This window comes from Bosea sp. 685 (assembly GCF_031884435.1).
Classification (GTDB): Bacteria; Pseudomonadota; Alphaproteobacteria; order Rhizobiales; family Beijerinckiaceae; genus Allobosea.
Genome location: NZ_CP134779.1, coordinates 2,280,495 through 2,295,528, shown reverse-complemented (window position 1 = coordinate 2,295,528; position 15,034 = coordinate 2,280,495). Strand labels below are relative to the sequence as shown.

At 66.8% G+C, this 15,034-nt stretch carries 14 protein-coding genes; 10 read left to right on the top strand and 4 right to left on the bottom strand.

What is annotated here, in order from left to right; all coding sequences use genetic code 11:
* Window positions 1-162: 162 nt before the first annotated feature.
* From RMR04_RS12220 to RMR04_RS12210, 3 genes are all read left to right on the top strand, one after another.
* Complete coding sequence (locus RMR04_RS12220; protein WP_311914882.1) at window positions 163-825, top strand: amino acid ABC transporter permease; 663 nt, start codon at window positions 163-165, stop codon at window positions 823-825.
* Window positions 826-833: 8 nt separating this feature from the next.
* The gene (locus RMR04_RS12215) at window positions 834-1,565 is read left to right on the top strand and encodes an amino acid ABC transporter ATP-binding protein (protein WP_311915816.1); all 732 of its coding nucleotides are present in this window, start codon (window positions 834-836) and stop codon (window positions 1,563-1,565) included.
* A gap of 69 nt (window positions 1,566-1,634) precedes the next feature.
* Entirely contained in the window at window positions 1,635-2,936 is a 1,302-nt protein-coding gene (locus tag RMR04_RS12210) for an NAD(P)/FAD-dependent oxidoreductase (protein WP_311914881.1), read from the top strand.
* 224 nt (window positions 2,937-3,160) lie between these two features.
* Here RMR04_RS12210 and RMR04_RS12205 read toward each other — a convergent pair whose 3' ends face one another.
* From RMR04_RS12205 to RMR04_RS12195, 3 genes are read right to left on the bottom strand one after another with little or no spacing between them, the layout of a single operon-like run.
* Complete coding sequence (locus tag RMR04_RS12205) at window positions 3,161-3,745, bottom strand: amino acid synthesis family protein (protein ID WP_311914880.1); 585 nt, start codon at window positions 3,743-3,745, stop codon at window positions 3,161-3,163.
* A 33-nt stretch (window positions 3,746-3,778) separates the two neighbouring features.
* Window positions 3,779-4,366, bottom strand: coding sequence for an amino acid synthesis family protein (locus tag RMR04_RS12200; RefSeq protein ID WP_311914879.1), 588 nt, complete (start codon window positions 4,364-4,366; stop codon window positions 3,779-3,781).
* 8 nt (window positions 4,367-4,374) lie between these two features.
* Window positions 4,375-5,571, bottom strand: a complete 1,197-nt coding sequence (locus tag RMR04_RS12195; protein ID WP_311914877.1) for an amidohydrolase family protein — start codon at window positions 5,569-5,571, stop codon at window positions 4,375-4,377.
* A 157-nt stretch (window positions 5,572-5,728) separates the two neighbouring features.
* Between RMR04_RS12195 and RMR04_RS12190 the strand changes: the two genes are divergently transcribed.
* From RMR04_RS12190 to RMR04_RS12160, 7 genes are all read left to right on the top strand, one after another.
* Complete coding sequence (locus RMR04_RS12190) at window positions 5,729-6,229, top strand: MarR family winged helix-turn-helix transcriptional regulator (RefSeq protein ID WP_311914875.1); 501 nt, start codon at window positions 5,729-5,731, stop codon at window positions 6,227-6,229.
* A 148-nt stretch (window positions 6,230-6,377) separates the two neighbouring features.
* Complete coding sequence (locus RMR04_RS12185; protein WP_410492261.1) at window positions 6,378-7,457, top strand: NAD(P)/FAD-dependent oxidoreductase; 1,080 nt, start codon at window positions 6,378-6,380, stop codon at window positions 7,455-7,457.
* Window positions 7,457-7,771, top strand: a complete 315-nt coding sequence (locus RMR04_RS12180; protein WP_069691907.1) for a 2Fe-2S iron-sulfur cluster-binding protein — start codon at window positions 7,457-7,459, stop codon at window positions 7,769-7,771. Before RMR04_RS12185 ends, RMR04_RS12180 begins: the two co-directional genes overlap by 1 nt.
* 29 nt (window positions 7,772-7,800) lie before the next feature.
* Window positions 7,801-8,676 (top strand): FAD binding domain-containing protein, encoded by an 876-nt coding sequence (locus RMR04_RS12175; protein ID WP_311914874.1) that lies wholly within the window; start codon window positions 7,801-7,803, stop codon window positions 8,674-8,676.
* Window positions 8,673-11,474 carry a molybdopterin-dependent oxidoreductase gene (locus RMR04_RS12170; protein WP_311914873.1) on the top strand — a complete coding sequence of 934 codons (2,802 nt, stop codon included), beginning with the start codon at window positions 8,673-8,675 and terminating at the stop codon, window positions 11,472-11,474. Before RMR04_RS12175 ends, RMR04_RS12170 begins: the two co-directional genes overlap by 4 nt.
* Before the next feature lie 83 nt (window positions 11,475-11,557).
* Window positions 11,558-13,003, top strand: coding sequence for a 6-hydroxynicotinate reductase (locus RMR04_RS12165; RefSeq protein ID WP_311915814.1), 1,446 nt, complete (start codon window positions 11,558-11,560; stop codon window positions 13,001-13,003).
* 184 nt (window positions 13,004-13,187) lie between these two features.
* The gene (locus RMR04_RS12160) at window positions 13,188-14,048 is read left to right on the top strand and encodes a UPF0280 family protein (RefSeq protein ID WP_311914872.1); all 861 of its coding nucleotides are present in this window, start codon (window positions 13,188-13,190) and stop codon (window positions 14,046-14,048) included.
* A gap of 274 nt (window positions 14,049-14,322) precedes the next feature.
* On the opposite strand, the gene RMR04_RS12155 is transcribed toward RMR04_RS12160, so the two are convergent.
* Window positions 14,323-15,033, bottom strand: a complete 711-nt coding sequence (locus RMR04_RS12155; RefSeq protein WP_311914871.1) for an ABC transporter ATP-binding protein — start codon at window positions 15,031-15,033, stop codon at window positions 14,323-14,325.
* Window position 15,034: the final 1 nt, after the last annotated feature.

The window sequence follows — 15,034 nt, the reverse complement described above, 5'->3', positions numbered from 1 at the left end:
GATCTTCGATCGGCCCAAGGATAAACTCAGCGGAGATCCGGGAGCCATGCCGGACGGTTCAGGCATGGATCCCGGATCAGCGCCGCTTCGCGGCTTGTCCGGGATGACGCGCTGAGGTTCCAAACGTCGTCCTGACCAATTCCTCCGACAATCAGAACCCCTATGCAGACCTTCCTGCGCGACGCCACCCAGTTCCTGCCTCTCCTGCTCCAGGGCGTGAAGTTCACGCTGATCGTGGCGCTGGGTTCGCTTGCGCTCTCGACGGTGCTCGGCCTCGTCTGGGCCTTGATGCGGGTGTCAGGCATCGGTTGGCTCGGGACCATCGCGAAGGTGATCGTCAACACCCTGCGCGGCATCCCCATCCTGGTGCAGCTCTTCTACATCTACTTCGTCCTGCCCGAATTCGGCATCGCGCTCTCGGCCTTGCAGGCCGCGATCATCGGCCTCGGCATCGCGTACTCGGCCTATCAGTCCGAGAATTTCCGCGCCGGCATCGAGGCTATCGACCATGGCCAGGTCGAGGCGGCGCAATCGATTGGCATGGGCTGGAGCCTGACCATGCGCCGCGTGATCCTGCCGCAAGCGATCCGGCTCGTCCTGCCGCCCTACGGCAACATCATGGTGATGATGCTGAAGGATTCCTCGCAAGCCTCGACCATCACGGTCGCCGAACTGACCTTGCAGGGCACTTTGATCGCCTCCTCGACCTTCAAGAACATGACCGTCTATTCGCTCGTCGCCCTGCTCTATCTGGCGATGTGCCTGCCTCTGATGGGCTTCGTCAGCTGGCTCGAACGACGCTTCGGCAAGGGGACGAGGCGATGAGCGCTCCGATGATCGAGATCGCTGGCGTCACCAAGAGCTTCGGCGCCTTCCCGGTGCTCAAGGGCATCACGGCCAGCGTCGACAAAGGCGAAGTCGTCTGCCTGATCGGCCCGTCCGGCTCGGGCAAGTCGACCATCCTGCGCTGCATCAACGGGCTCGAATCTTATGATGGCGGTACGATCAGCATCGACGGCGCCCGCGTCGAGCGTGACAAGCCCTCGATCATCGGCATCCGCACCGCGATGGCGATGGTGTTCCAGCGCTTCAACCTGTTTCCGCATCGCACGGCGCTGGAAAACGTGGTCGAGGGCCCGATCTTCGTGAAAAAGGAGCCACCGGCGCAGGCGATGGCGCGGGGCCGCGACCTGCTCGCCCGCGTCGGCCTCGCCGACAAGGTCGACGCTTATCCCGGCCAGCTCTCGGGCGGCCAGATGCAGCGTGTCGCCATTGCGCGCGCACTCGCCATGCAGCCCAAGGCGATCCTGTTCGACGAGCCGACCTCGGCGCTCGATCCCGAACTCGTCGGCGAGGTTCTGCAGGTGATGAAGAGCCTGGCCGAGGACGGCATGACCATGCTCGTCGTCACCCATGAGATGGGCTTCGCCCGCGAGGTCGCCAACCGCGTGCTCTTCCTCGACGGCGGCGTCATCGTCGAACAGGGACCTGCCCGCGATGTGCTGGGCGCGCCGAGCCACCCGCGTACCCAGGATTTCCTGCGGCGCGTGCTCAAGCCGATCTGAAGCATGGCGCGAAAAAGTGGGTACCGGTTTTTCGCATGAGCCATGCTTTCAACGCCCAAGGAGGCCGTCATGGCCGAACCGTTCCCGCTCGCTCCCTCGCTCTGGCATGCGACGGCGCCCGCCGCCGCTCCGACACCGCCGCTCGCCTCTGACGCCAGCGCCGATGTCTGCGTGATCGGCGCCGGCTATGCCGGACTCTCGACCGCGCTCCATCTCGCCGAGGCCGGCGTCTCCGTCATCGTACTGGAGGCGCATGAGCCGGGCTGGGGCGGCTCGGGCCGCAATGGCGGGCAGGTCATTCCCGGCATCAAATATGATCCCAGCGAGATCGCCGCGAAATTCGGCCCCGTCGCGGGCGAGGCGCTGACGCGCTTCGTCGGCTCGACCGCCGATCTCGTCTTCGATCTGATCGCCAAGCACGGCATGGACGTGCCGCATAAGCGCGCCGGCTGGATCCAGGGCGCGCATACGCCAGCCATGCTCGAGACGGTGAAGCGCCGCGCCGGTGAATGGCGGGCGCGCGGTGTCGATGCGGAGTATCTCGACAGCGACAGCGTCGCGCGCCTGCTCGGCACGGAACGCTATCTCGGCGGCTGGATCGACCGGCGCGCCGGCGGCGTGCAGCCACTCGCCTATGCGCGCGGCTTAGCCAAGGCCGCGCTCAAGGCTGGCGCCACGATCCATGGCAAGAGCCCCGTCGTCTCGCTGAAGCGCCAAGGCGAGACCTGGGTCGTCCGCACCGCCCAGGGCGGGAGCGTCACCGCGCCGCGCGTCGTCGTCGCGACCAATGGCTATACCGGCGACCTGATCCCAAAACTGCGCCAGACCGTGATCCGGCCGAACACCTTCATCGTCGCGACCGAGCCGCTCTCGGACAACATCGCCGGCACGATCCTGCCCGAGGGCCAGGTCACCTCGGATACGCGGCAATTGCTGCTCTACTTCCGCAAGGACCACACCAATCGCCTCCTGATGGGCGGCCGCGGCCCCTTCCGGGAACCGAAGGACGCCTCCGACTGGGCCCATCTCGAACGCGTCATCGGCAAGATGTATCCGCAGGCCAAGGGGATCGGCTTCGACTATCGCTGGTGCGGCCGGGTCGCGCTGACGCGCGATTTCCTGCCGCATCTCCACGAGCCCGAGCCCGGGCTGCTGGTCGATATCGGCTGCATGGGCCGCGGCGTCGGCCTGCAGAGCGCGATGGGCAAGGCGATGGCGGAGTATCTCGCCAGCGGCGACAAGAGCCGCCTGCCCTTCCCCGTGGTGCCGATCAAGCCGCTGCCGCTGCACGCGCTGAACGAGCTCTACGTCTCGGCGATCATCAGCTGGTACCGGCTGACCGATGGCGGGATGAAGAACACGGCGGCCTGACGGCGCGCCGCTTGCTCCAAAATGCGCAAGGTCATCCTGAGCGCCCGAAGGGCGTCTCGGGATCCGAGGCGCGTCATGGTCGGGCTTGACCCGACCATCTCAAAAACCAGAGCGCTGTGGTCATGAGATTCTCGGGGCAAGCCCGAGAATGACGCTCTTCGATGAATTCCAAATCAGCGCCGCTTGCGCGGCTTGCCCGGAATGACGGCGCGGGTGGATTTCCCTCAGCGCAGCCCGTCTTCGCCCTTGATCTCGTGCTTCTGCAAGCCGCCGATGCGCGGCAGCGGGCGGCCGGAATCGGTGATCGCGATCGCGACCAAAATCTCGCCGGCGCGCGGCGCGTCGGTGATCCGGACCTCGACCGCATCGAAATGCGAGCGCACGAAGGCTGCGTCCTTGTGGCCGAGCGGCACGTCGATCGGCGTGCCGAGCCCGCCGCGCTTCTTGGCCGAGGGGATCAGCGCCGGCCCCTTGCCGAGTGCCGCACGCACCGGGGTGCCGAGCTTAGGATGGAGGATGGCGGCTGCATGCTCCAGCTCGCCGCCCTCGCCGACGATCGCCGCCTTGCCGAAACTCTCGGCCTGATCGGGCGCGATGTTCAGTGCTGCAAGGCAGCGCTTGGTCAGGAGATCGCCGAGCTCGACGCCGATCTCGGTCAGCTCCGAAAGGTCTTCCTGATAGCGCCCGGCGAAGGGATTGGCGATCACGGCGCAGGCCACGGCGCGCCGCGTCGGCGGGCTGACCGTCTTGCCCATTTCGATATGGATTTCATCGACTTGCGTCAAGATCTTGCGGATGTCTGCGGGCATGTCTCGTCCTCGGTTTGGTAAAAGACAGGGCCTCTAGCGCTGCCCGTCGCCAACGCTGATCTGATCGGCGCGCAGGCCGCCGACGCGCTCATGGATGCGCGCGCCCGTCGTCATCACCAGGATGAAGACCAGTTCGTCCGCTTGCGGCGAGCCGGGAACGCCGATCTCGACCGCGCCGAAATGGCTGCGGACATAAGACGCGTTGATATGGGTGACGGGAATGTCGATGCGCGCGCCCGGCCCCGCCACCTTCTTGGTCGAGGGCACGATCGCTTTCGCATTGCCGAGAATTTCGCGCATGGCGTAGCCGCCGGGCACATGCCAGAGCGCGCCATGCTCCAGCTCCCCGGCGGAGCCGACGATTGCGCCCTTGCCATAGCCCTCGACGGTCGCGGGATCGCCGCCGAGCGCGTTGAGGCAACGCGTCGCCATGTCGAGGCCGGCAGCCTTCAGTGCCTCCATCATCGGCAGGATGTCGGGCTCGTAGCGCCCGGCATAAGGATTGGTCAGCACGGCGCAGACGCAAGCGATGCGCTCCGTGCGGCCGGGGCGCGGGCCGAACTCGTGGAAGATCTCCTCCACGCTGGTCTGGACCCGACGGATATCGATGAGATCGGTCATGATGCGCCTCAATGCCCGACCAGAACGGGCGCGGTGTGTGATGGCGGCGTGTTGCGCGAGCGGCCGGTGCGGATGATGCCGTCGATCACCACCATGCCGATGCCTGGAATGTCGCCGAGCGAGACGGCGTCGAGCAGATGCTTTCCGGCCGAGTGCTGCGGCTTGTCGAGAAAGACGAGATCGGCCGGCATCCCGACCGCGATGAAGCCGGCATCGAGCTTGCGCACCCGCGCCGTGTTGCCGGTCGCCATGCAGAAGGCGACCTCGGGCGGCACGTCGCCGAGGCTCGACAGGAAGGCGATCATCCTGAGGATACCGAGCGGCTGCACGCCGGAACCCGCCGGTGCGTCCGTGCCGAGGATGACCTTGTAGGTCAGGTTGAGTTCGGTGGCGGTCTTGATGGCTTCGAGCGCGGCGCGCTCATTGCCGTTATGGACGATCTCGATTGCGCCCCTCGCCTGCTCGCAGAGCCTGCAGATGCCGGAAAAGCGGATCGAGGTATGGCCGCCATTGATGTGACTGATCACATCGGGCTGGGCCTCCAGCACGATATCCTCGCTGATCAGGCTCGAACCGGCGATCGAGGGCCCGCCGGTATGGATGATCGTCTCCATTCCGTATTTGCGCGCCCAATCGACATGTTTCTTCGCCTCAGGCCCGGTGTTGACGGTGCCGAGCCCGATCTCGCCGATCATCTTGACCCCGGCGCGGGCCATCTCGGCATAATCCTCCTCGACCATGCTGGTCTCGGCAATCGGCGCGCCGGCGTGAATCTTCGCCCCGGTCGGCCGGAAATTCGCGAAGGTACGTTGCGCCGTGATGGCGAGTGCCTTGACGCCGATGGGATCCTTCGGCCGGCCGGGCAGATGCACTTCGCCTGCGGAAACGAAGGTGGTGACGCCGCCATTGACGCAGGAATCGATCCAGCCCATTTGCCCCTGCCGCGGCGTCCAGTCGCCGAAGACCGGGTGGCAATGGCTGTCGATCAGCCCGGGCGCAACGGGCGATCCCTGCGCATCGATGATGCTGTCGGCGCGCTCGCAATCGAGATCGGCAGCCCGGCCGATGGCCGTGATGCGGCCATCGGCCGCGATGATCGTATCGGCGTCGAGGATCGGCTGGTTGAGATCGCCCGAGAGCACCAGGCCGAGATTGCGGATGACGAGCTTGCCTTTGGCCGGGCCTGCCGCGACGTCGTGAGCCATCTGGTCCTCCGCTGCCAATATGGAGCGCAATCATGCCTGCGAGACAGGCGATGTTTGAATGTGTAATAACAATCATGGACAGCGTTTCGGCGGCTGGCAAGAGGCGATGCGATAGGGCCGGCGGCGCGGTCCGCGCGGCGGCGATCAGGGGATGAGGATGAGCAGGCAGGACAGCGTGGCCGACACAGCCGCCAAGCCGACCGCAAGGCAGCGCAAGCCGTCCTCGGCCAGCACCGCCGCACCCATGGGCTATATCCTCGACGAACAGGTCGGCTTCCTGATGCGCCGCGCCCAGCAGCGCCATATCTCGATCTTCCAGCGCATCATGGGCGATGACGGCCCGACGCCGACGCAATTCGCCGCCATGTCGAAACTGAGCGCTGGCGAGGAGATTTCGCAGAATCTGCTCGGCCGCATGACGGCGATGGACCCCGCCACCATCAAGGGCGTAATCGCGCGGCTGGAAGAGCGCGGGCTGGTCGAGCGCCTGCCCGATCCCGACGATCAGCGCCGCGTTCGCGTCCGGCTCAGCGCCAAGGGGCACGAGGCGATTCCCGGCCTGCTCGAGAAGGCGAAGGCGATCACCGCCGCGACCTTGGCGCCGCTCTCGCGCGAAGAGGCCGAGCGCCTGCTCGCTCTGCTGGCGCGCCTCGATTGAGCAAGACCTGCCTGCAAATGAGCAAGGTCTGCCTGCAAAATCCGCTTGCGCAATTTCATTTGTATACTAACAATAATTGAGGTTGGATTTGTTGATGCCCCGCGCTGGCTCACCGGCGCTTGGGCGCGGTGCGATGGAAGGCATGGCGATGACCCAAGGCGTAGCGATGACCCAAGGCATGGCGATGACCAATGACAACATCATCACCACGGATGTCGTGATAGTTGGCGCGGGTCCGTGCGGGTTGTTTGCGGTGTTCGAGCTGGGGCTGCTCGACATCAAGGCGCATCTGGTCGACATCCTGCCCAAGGTCGGCGGACAATGCGCCGAGCTCTATCCGGAGAAGCCGATCTACGACATTCCCGGCTTCCCGATCGTCACCGGCCAGGGCCTGGTCGACAATCTGGTCGAGCAGATCAAGCCGTTTGGCCCGACCTTCCATCTCAACCAGATGATCGAGGCGCTGGAGCCGATCGGCACGGCGGACGCCCCGCGCTTCCGCGTCACCACCGATGCCGGCACGGTGTTCGAGACCAAGACCGTCATCGTCGCCGCCGGTGGCGGCTCGTTCCAGCCCAAGAAGCCGCCGATCCCCGGCATCGACGCCTATGAAGGCAACTCGGTGTTCTATGCCGTGCGCAAGATGGAGGCCTTCCGCGGCCGCGACATCCTGATCGTCGGCGGCGGCGACTCCGCGCTCGACTGGACGCTCAACCTGCAGCCCATCGCCAGGCGCGTCACGCTGATGCATCGCCGCGACGATTTCCGCGCCGCGCCCCATTCGGTCGAGCAGATGCGCGCGCTCGTCGCATCCGGCCAGATGGACATGAAGCTCGGCCAGGTCACAGGCCTCAAGGGCGAAGGCTCGGCGCTCCAGGCTGCGATCTGCCGCGACAATGCCGGTGAGACCTTCGAGATCGCCTGCGATACGCTCCTGCCCTTCTTCGGCCTGACCATGAAGCTCGGCCCGATCGCCGATTGGGGTCTGAACCTCAACGAGAACCTGATCCCGGCCGACACCGAGAAGTTCGAGACGAGCACGCCCGGCATCTTCGCCATCGGTGACATCAACACCTATCCCGGCAAGCTCAAGCTCATCCTCTCGGGCTTCCACGAGGCCGCGCTCGCAGCCCAAAAGGTCCATCGCTACGTCTATCCCGACAAGCGATTGACCTTCCAGTACACGACCTCCTCGACATCCCTGCAGAAGAAACTCGGAGTCGCGTGATGCATGTCCGTGTCACCGATCGCGAAGGCGAGCAACGCGAACTCGAGGCGCTCGAAGGCTGGCGATTGATGGAAATCATCCGCGACTGGGGCCTACCGATCAAAGCCGAGTGCGGCGGCGCCTGCGCCTGTGCCACCTGCCATGTCTATGTCGCGGCGGACTGGGTCGATAAATTGCATCCGCCGCGCGAGGAGGAGCTGGAGCGCCTCGACGAGGCCTTCGACGTGCGCCCGAATTCACGCCTCGCCTGCCAGATCCTATTCTCGCCCGAGCTCGACGGGCTGACGGTCGTGCTGGCGCCGGAACTGGACTGAGAGAGCACGCTGACGAGGAGCAGACGGTCATGACGCGCTATCTTCGCCCCCGAACACTCGATGAGGCTCTGGCGCTCAGAGCCGGCGACGGCCCGCTGACTGCCCTGGCGGGCGGCACCGACGTCTATCCCGTCCGCACCCAGCGCGCCGCCTGGTTCGAGCCCCATAATCGCGATCTGCTCGACCTCAGCCTCATCCCGGAGCTCGCCGGCATCGATCATGGCCCAGACGGCATCCGTATCGGCGCGATGGCGACATGGAGCGCGATCGCCCAGGCCGATGTCCCGCCTGCCTTCGACGCCTTAAAACAGGCAAGCCGGCAGGTCGGCGGCGTCCAGATCCAGAACCGGGCGACGATCGGCGGCAATCTCTGCAACGCTTCGCCCGCCGCTGACGGGGTGCCGCCGCTGCTCGCATTGGAAGCCGAGGTCGAACTCGCCGGCCGCCGCGGAAGTCGGCGATTGCCACTCGCTTCATTCGTGCTTGGGAACCGCAAGACCGCGCTTGCTCCCGATGAATTGCTGGTCGCCATCCATGTGCCGGCACAGCCGGCGCATGCACGCTCGACGTTCAAAAAACTCGGCGCGCGCGCCTATCTGGTGATCTCGATCGCCTCCGTCGCCATCAATCTCGCCTTGGATGAGCAGGGGCGCGTCGCTTCGCTTCGCATCGCCGTCGGAGCTTGCGCGGCCGCGCCGCAACGATTGAGCGCGATTGAGGCCCGGCTGCTCGGTCAGTTGCCCTCGCCTGCGCTGGCCGAGAGCATCAGTGCCTCCGATCTCGCGCCTCTATCGCCGATCGACGATGTCCGCGCCAGCGCCGCCTATCGCCGCGACGCCGCGCTAGTCCTGGTGCGGCGCGCGCTCGCCGGTTTGCTGTCTTCGCCGCTGGAGGTCGCCGCGTGAACGTCCATGATCGCTCCACCCTCAGCGCCTCGGCCCCGGCCACTGAGGGCATCGCCTTCCGGCTCAACGGCGCCAACGTCCATCTGGGCGACGCGCCCGACACCCGGTTGAGCGAGGCGCTGCGCGGGAGCCTCAGCGCCACCGGCACCAAGATCGGCTGCGACGCCGGCGATTGCGGCGCCTGCACGATCCTGATCGACGGCGCACAGGCCTGCGCCTGCCTGACGCCGATCGGACAAGTGGAAGGCCGCGAGATCATCACCGTCGAAGGCCTGGCGAAGGACGCGCTCGGCTCAGCCCTGCAGAAGGCGTTCCACGCGCATGGCGCGGCCCAATGCGGCATCTGCACGCCCGGCATGCTGATGGCGGGCTATGATCTGCTCAAGCGCAACCCGCAGCCCGACGAGGCCGAGACGCAGGATGCGCTCGGCGGCGTGCTCTGCCGCTGCACCGGCTATCTCAAGATCGTCGAGGCCGTGCGCGACGCGCATCTTTTCATCGAGCCCGCTCCGATCGCGCCTGCCGCGAGCAGTGCGTCCGTCGGCGCGCGCATGCCCCGCCTCGACGGCGAGCCGAAGGTCGCCGGTACGGAGATCTATGGCGCCGATGCCGCGCCGGTCGACGCGCTCTGGCTGCGCGCCGTGCGAAGCCCCCATCCCCGCGCGCGTTTCACCCTGGGTGATCTCGACGCCTTCATCGCAAGCCACCCGGGCCTCGTGCGCATCTTCACCGCGAAGGATGTGCCGGGCGAGAATTCCTTCGGCATCTACCCGCATCTCAAGGACCAGCCGGTCTTCTCCACCGGCGAAACCCGCTATCGCGGCGAATGCGTGCTCGCCATCGTCGGCGAGAAGGATGCGGTCGAGGCGATCAGGCTGAGCGAGTTCCCGATTGCCTGGGAGGCGCTGCCGCCGATGGTCGGCGTCAAGGCGGCGCTGGGCGAGAGCGCCTTCATCCTGCACGACTTCGCGCCTGACAATGTGCTGACGCGCGGCCGCGTCGAGCGCGGCGATGTCGAGGCCGGCTTCGCGCAGGCCGCTCATGTCGCCGCAGGCAGCTTCGAGACCGGCTTCGTCGAGCACGCCTATATCGAGCCCGAGGCCGGCTATGCCCGGCGCGTCGGCGACACGATCGAGGTTTTTGCCTGCACCCAGGCGCCCTATATGGACCGCGACGAGGTCGCCCGCGTGCTCGGCCTGAAGCTCGAGGATGTCCGCATCATCCCCTCGGCTTGCGGAGGCGGCTTCGGCGGCAAGCTCGACGTCTCGCTGCAGCCGATGCTGGCGGTCGCGGCCTGGGTCCTCGACCAGCCGGTGCGCTGCGTCTTCAGCCGCATCGAATCGATGATCTCCTCGACCAAGCGCCACCCCTCCGCGATCGAGGCCAAGGCCGCCTGCGATGCGGCCGGCCATCTCGTCGCCTTCGCCATGGAGGGCGATTTCGACACCGGCGCCTATTCCTCCTGGGGGCCGACGGTGGCAGGCCGCGTGCCGGTGCATGCGACCGGCCCCTACAAGGTGCCCAATGTCTGCAACCTGTCGCGCGCGGTCTACACCAACGGCCCGCCAGCAGGCGCGTTTCGCGGCTTCGGCGTGCCCCAGGCGGCGATCGCGCAGGAGAGCCTGTTCGACGATCTCGCCACCGCTGCCGGCCTCGACCGGCTGGAATTCCGCCTGATCAACGCCATCCGTGCCGGCGACACGACACCGACCGGCCAGGTCCTGCAGGCCAGCGCCGGCCTGGCCGAATGCCTGGAGAAGCTCAAACCTCACTGGCAAGCCCTGCTCGCGGATGCGGCCGCTTTCAATGAGAGCGAGGGCCGCACGCGCCGCGGCGTCGGCATCGGCTGCATGTGGTACGGCATCGGCAACACCGGCATGTCGAACCCCTCGACCATGCGAATCACGCTCGACACCACGGGCCGGCTCACCTTCTGGAACGGCGCGGTCGATATCGGCCAGGGCTCGACCACGGTGCTGACCCAGATCGCGGCCGACGCGCTTGGCCTGCCGGTCGAGGCCTTCACGCTGGTCATCGGCGACACCTTCAAAACCTTCGACGCCGGCAAGACCTCGGCCTCGCGCCAGACCTTCGTCTCCGGTCGCGCCTCGGAGGCTGCCGCCGCCGCGCTGCGCGCCGAGATCCTGCGCCTGACCAATGCGGGCCCGACCGCGACCCTGAAGCTCGCGGGCACGCAGCTGCTGGTCGAGGAGAATGGCGTCATCGCGCGCATCGACCTCGCCGCCCTTCCCGCCAAGGCCGATGGCATCGTACTGGAGGGCATCGGGAGCTTCGACCCGCCGACCGTGCCCTTGGACGAAAAAGGCCAGGGCATCCCTTACGCCACCTATGGTTTTGCGGCGCAGATCGCCTCGCTCGACGTCGATCTCGATCTCGGCACGATCAAGCTCAACCGCATCGTCGCGGCCCATGACGTCGGCCGCGCGGTCAACCCGATGCTGGTCGAAGGCCAGATCCATGGCGGCATCGCCCAGGGCATTGGACTCGCGCTGCTGGAGGAATACCTGCCCGGCCGCACCGAGAATCTGCACGATTACCTGATCCCGACCGCCGGCGATGTACCGCCGATCGACATCATCCTGGTCGAGGACGCCGAGCCGCTCGGCCCCTCCGGCGCCAAGGGCATCGGCGAGCCGGCTTTGGTGCCGACCGCCCCAGCCATCCTCGGCGCGATCCGCCACGCCACCGGCGTGACGCCCCGGCAGGTCCCGGTGCTGCCGCATCGTTTGTGGGAATTGCTGCGGGCGAACGATATTGGCGAGGAGACTCAGCCGTGAACGAACTCAACCCCGTTCCCGCAGCGGATGCGGCTCTCGCCGAGCGCTCGCGCAAATTTGGCGCCTCAGAAGGCAGCGAAGGCATCGTCCGCTGCGACGCTTGCCCGGTCCTGTGCCGCATTCGCCCCGGCCGCTCCGGCGCCTGCTCGCGCTATGCCAATGACAACGGGCTGCTGATCCGCACCGACCCGGTCGTGCTGCTGGCGGAGGCTGTCGAGCTTGGCGGTCCTGTCGTGCCGTTTGCTGAGAATGCCGAGGATTGGGACGGCAAGATCCTGCCGGCGAACCGCACTTTCGTCACCGGCATCGGCTCGGGCACGACCTATCCCGACTACAAGCCCGCCCCCTTCATCGTCTCCTCGCAGCATGAGGGGGTCGACACCGTCACGGTCGTGACCGAGGGCATCTTTTCGTATTGCGGCGTCAAGGTGAAGATCGACACCGACCGCCATCTCGGCCCGGAGACGGCGGCCGTGCGAGCCAATGGCGAGCAGGTCGGCCATGTCACCACGGCCGAATACGGTTCGCAGATGCTCTCGCTCGGCGGCGTGCGCCACCTCACCGGCGGTTCCAAGAAGGAAGGCAACGCCACCTGCGAGGCGATGCTGAAGCTCAGCAATGGCGAGGCGGTCGAGCTGACCATCGATGGCGGCCATGGCGTGATCGTGCAGGCCGGCCACGCGCCGATCGTCGACGGCAAGCCGGAGACGCGCATGCGCGTCGGCTGCGGCTCGGCCACCATCGGCATCTTCGCCAAGCAGTGGCAGGGTCATGTCGACGAGGTCATCGTCGTCGACGACCACATCACCGGCGTGCTGACCGAGCATCAGGCCGGCCGCGTGCTCGACATGAAGCCCGCCGGCATTCGCGTGCGCGGGCGCAAATCGACGCCTGGTCGCTATTTCCAGGTCGCACAACCCGGGCTCGGCTGGGGCGGCACCGACATCACCGAACCGCTCTCGATCATCCAGAAGATCGACGCAGCCCTCGCCTGGCCCGGCATGCGCCTCTTGATGACATCGACCACCGGCGAGGATTCGCTCTACTGCGTGCTCGACGAGAACTTGCTGCCCGTCGAAGCCGAGATGCCGGCTGCCGTGCGGCAGGTCGTCGAGCGCATCGGCGAAAATTGCGAGCCCTCGCTCTGCACGGTCACCTTCATGGCCGGCGCCGGCGGCAGCTTGCGGGCGGGTGTCACCGAAAACCCCGTGCTGCTGACGCGCTCGGTTCAATCAGGCACGACGCGGGTCACGATGGGCGGCGCACCGGTCTATGTCTGGCCGGGCGGCGGCATCACCGTGATGGTCGATGTGCTGCGCATGCCCAAAAACGCCTTCGGCTATGTGCCGACGCCGGCCATCGTCGCGCCGATCGAATTCACCCTGCCGCGCGAGCTCTATCTGGCCTCGGGTGGGCATGCCGACGAGATCGTCCCGATGGAAGAGATCTTGCGCGCCCATGGCGGGCAAGCGCGGATCGAGAGCGCGGTAGCGGAGAACCCCTGGCCGCTCAGGCGGGATGCGGGGTAGCGCTTCACGCAGACCCGGAATCCATGCCGGAGCGCGTCATTCTCGGGCTTGACCCGACCATCTCGTAAACCAGAGCCCTCTGGTCACGAGATTCTCGGGACAAGCCCGAGAATGACGCTCTACGATGGATCCCGGATCGGCGCGGCTTGTCCGGAATGACATGGTGTTTCCATATGAAGTCACCATGCGCCCCTCATTGAAAACCCATCGCGTCTCCCGCCTGCCCGGCAACCGGCTGCATCTGCAGGAGGGGCCGAGCGATCTCGTCATCGCAGCCTTCGGTCCCAAGCCGCGGGTCGAGCGGGCCTATGCCGCAGCCGAGGCGCGCTTCGACGGGCTTTTGACCGAACTCGCCGGCGAATTGCGCCTGCTGCGCCAGCCGCTCGACCACCAGCCACCCTCCTTGAGAGGTGCGACCGCGCAACGCATGGCGCGCGCCTGCTGGGCCTTCCGGTCGCAATACATCACGCCGATGGCAGCGGTCGCCGGCGCGGTGGCCGATACGGCCCTCACCGCGATGCTCGCCGCCGAACCCCGGCTCGAGCGCGCCTATGTCAATAATGGCGGCGATATCGCGCTGCATGTCACGCCCGGTCATCCGCTCGACATCGGCGTCGTGCCCTCGCTCGCCCGCGCCCGGCCGGAGGGTTTTCTGCGGCTCGATGCGGCAAGCCCGGCGCGGGGCGTCGCGACCAGCGGCTGGCGCGGGCGCTCCTTCTCGCTCGGCATCGCCGACGCGGTCACCGTGCTGGCGCGCTCGGCAGCCGAAGCCGATGCAGCCGCGACCATCATCGCCAACGCCGTCGATGTGAAGGACGCGGCGATCCTGCGGCGGCCGGCGCGGGAACTCGATCCCGACAGCGATCTCAGCGGGTTATTGGTGACGGTTGAAGTGGGGCCGCTGTCGCCCACGGCAGTGGCGACGGCGCTGGGGAATGGCGTCAGGGTCGCTGAGACGCTGCTGTCCGAAGGGCTGATCGAGGGCGCCCTGCTGGCCCTGGCGGATGAATGGCGCAGCGTGGGTGGGGCGACCAATCCGTCATGATCGGGCGCGGGGAACCCCTCTCCCGGATGGGAGAGGGGCAGGGGTGAGGGCCCGCCGCTGATTGTTAGGGCGCAACTGCGCCGCAGCGCCTTCTATTGAAAGGGCACACCCTCATCCGGCGCTCCGCGCCACCTTCTCCCATCCGGGAGAAGGGAAGAGGCCGTCGCAGCCTGTGGGAAACGCTCCGGCATGGATCCCCTGTGTCTGCGTGGAGCCTGTCCTTGGGCCGGCCAAAGGCCGGACCCGAGGGCTCCGCCCGAGAATGACGCCCCACCTACACCGACAGATACTGCGTCCTGACCGCCTCATTGCCCTTCAGCTCATCCATCGTGCCGGTGAAGCGGATCATGCCCTTTTCGATGATCGCGGCGCGGTCGGCGACATTGCCGGCAAAGTGGAGGTTCTGCTCCGAGATCAGCACCGAAAGCCCCTCCGCCTTCAAGGCCAGGATGGTCTTGGCCATCTCCTCGATGATGACCGGCGCCAGCCCCTCGGACGGTTCGTCCAGCAGCACGAGCTTGGGGTTGCCCATCAGGGTCCGCGCGATCGTCAGCATCTGCTGCTCGCCACCCGACATCGCCCCGCCCGGCCGGTCGCGCATGCGGCCGAGATTGGGGAAGAGCGCAAACAGCCGCTCCGGCGTCCAGTGCGGTGCGTCAGAGCGCGCCGGACGCTGCGCGACCGACAGGTTCTCCATCACGCTGAGTTCGGAGAAGACGCGCCGGTCCTCCGGCACATAGCCGATGCCGAGCCGCGCGATCTCGAAGGGCTCGCGCCCCTGAATCGCCCGCCCCTCGAAGGTCACGGTCCCCCCAGTTGGAGGCACCAGGCCCATGATCGCTTTCATCGTGGTCGATTTGCCGGCACCGTTGCGGCCCATCAGCGCCAGCACCTCGCCCCGATTCATCGTGAAGCCGAGGCCCTGCAGGATATGAGCGCGGCCGTAATAGGCGTCGAGACCGGCGATTTCGAGTAGCGCACTCATC

Excerpts from the sequence above, each read along its gene's own strand:
- RMR04_RS12155 (WP_311914871.1), bottom strand. The coding sequence starts at position 15,033 with ATGAGTGCGCTACTCGAAATCGCCGGTCTCGACGCCTATTACGGCCGC.
- RMR04_RS12190 (WP_311914875.1), top strand. The coding sequence starts at position 5,729 with ATGAGCAGGCAGGACAGCGTGGCCGACACAGCCGCCAAGCCGACCGCA.
- RMR04_RS12220 (WP_311914882.1), top strand. The coding sequence starts at position 163 with ATGCAGACCTTCCTGCGCGACGCCACCCAGTTCCTGCCTCTCCTGCTC.
- RMR04_RS12205 (WP_311914880.1), bottom strand. The coding sequence starts at position 3,745 with ATGCCCGCAGACATCCGCAAGATCTTGACGCAAGTCGATGAAATCCAT.
- RMR04_RS12175 (WP_311914874.1), top strand. The coding sequence starts at position 7,801 with ATGACGCGCTATCTTCGCCCCCGAACACTCGATGAGGCTCTGGCGCTC.
- RMR04_RS12215 (WP_311915816.1), top strand. The coding sequence starts at position 834 with ATGATCGAGATCGCTGGCGTCACCAAGAGCTTCGGCGCCTTCCCGGTG.
- RMR04_RS12210 (WP_311914881.1), top strand. The coding sequence starts at position 1,635 with ATGGCCGAACCGTTCCCGCTCGCTCCCTCGCTCTGGCATGCGACGGCG.
- RMR04_RS12160 (WP_311914872.1), top strand. The coding sequence starts at position 13,188 with ATGCGCCCCTCATTGAAAACCCATCGCGTCTCCCGCCTGCCCGGCAAC.
- RMR04_RS12180 (WP_069691907.1), top strand. The coding sequence starts at position 7,457 with ATGCATGTCCGTGTCACCGATCGCGAAGGCGAGCAACGCGAACTCGAG.
- RMR04_RS12185 (WP_410492261.1), top strand. The coding sequence starts at position 6,378 with ATGACCCAAGGCGTAGCGATGACCCAAGGCATGGCGATGACCAATGAC.
- RMR04_RS12200 (WP_311914879.1), bottom strand. The coding sequence starts at position 4,366 with ATGACCGATCTCATCGATATCCGTCGGGTCCAGACCAGCGTGGAGGAG.
- RMR04_RS12195 (WP_311914877.1), bottom strand. The coding sequence starts at position 5,571 with ATGGCTCACGACGTCGCGGCAGGCCCGGCCAAAGGCAAGCTCGTCATC.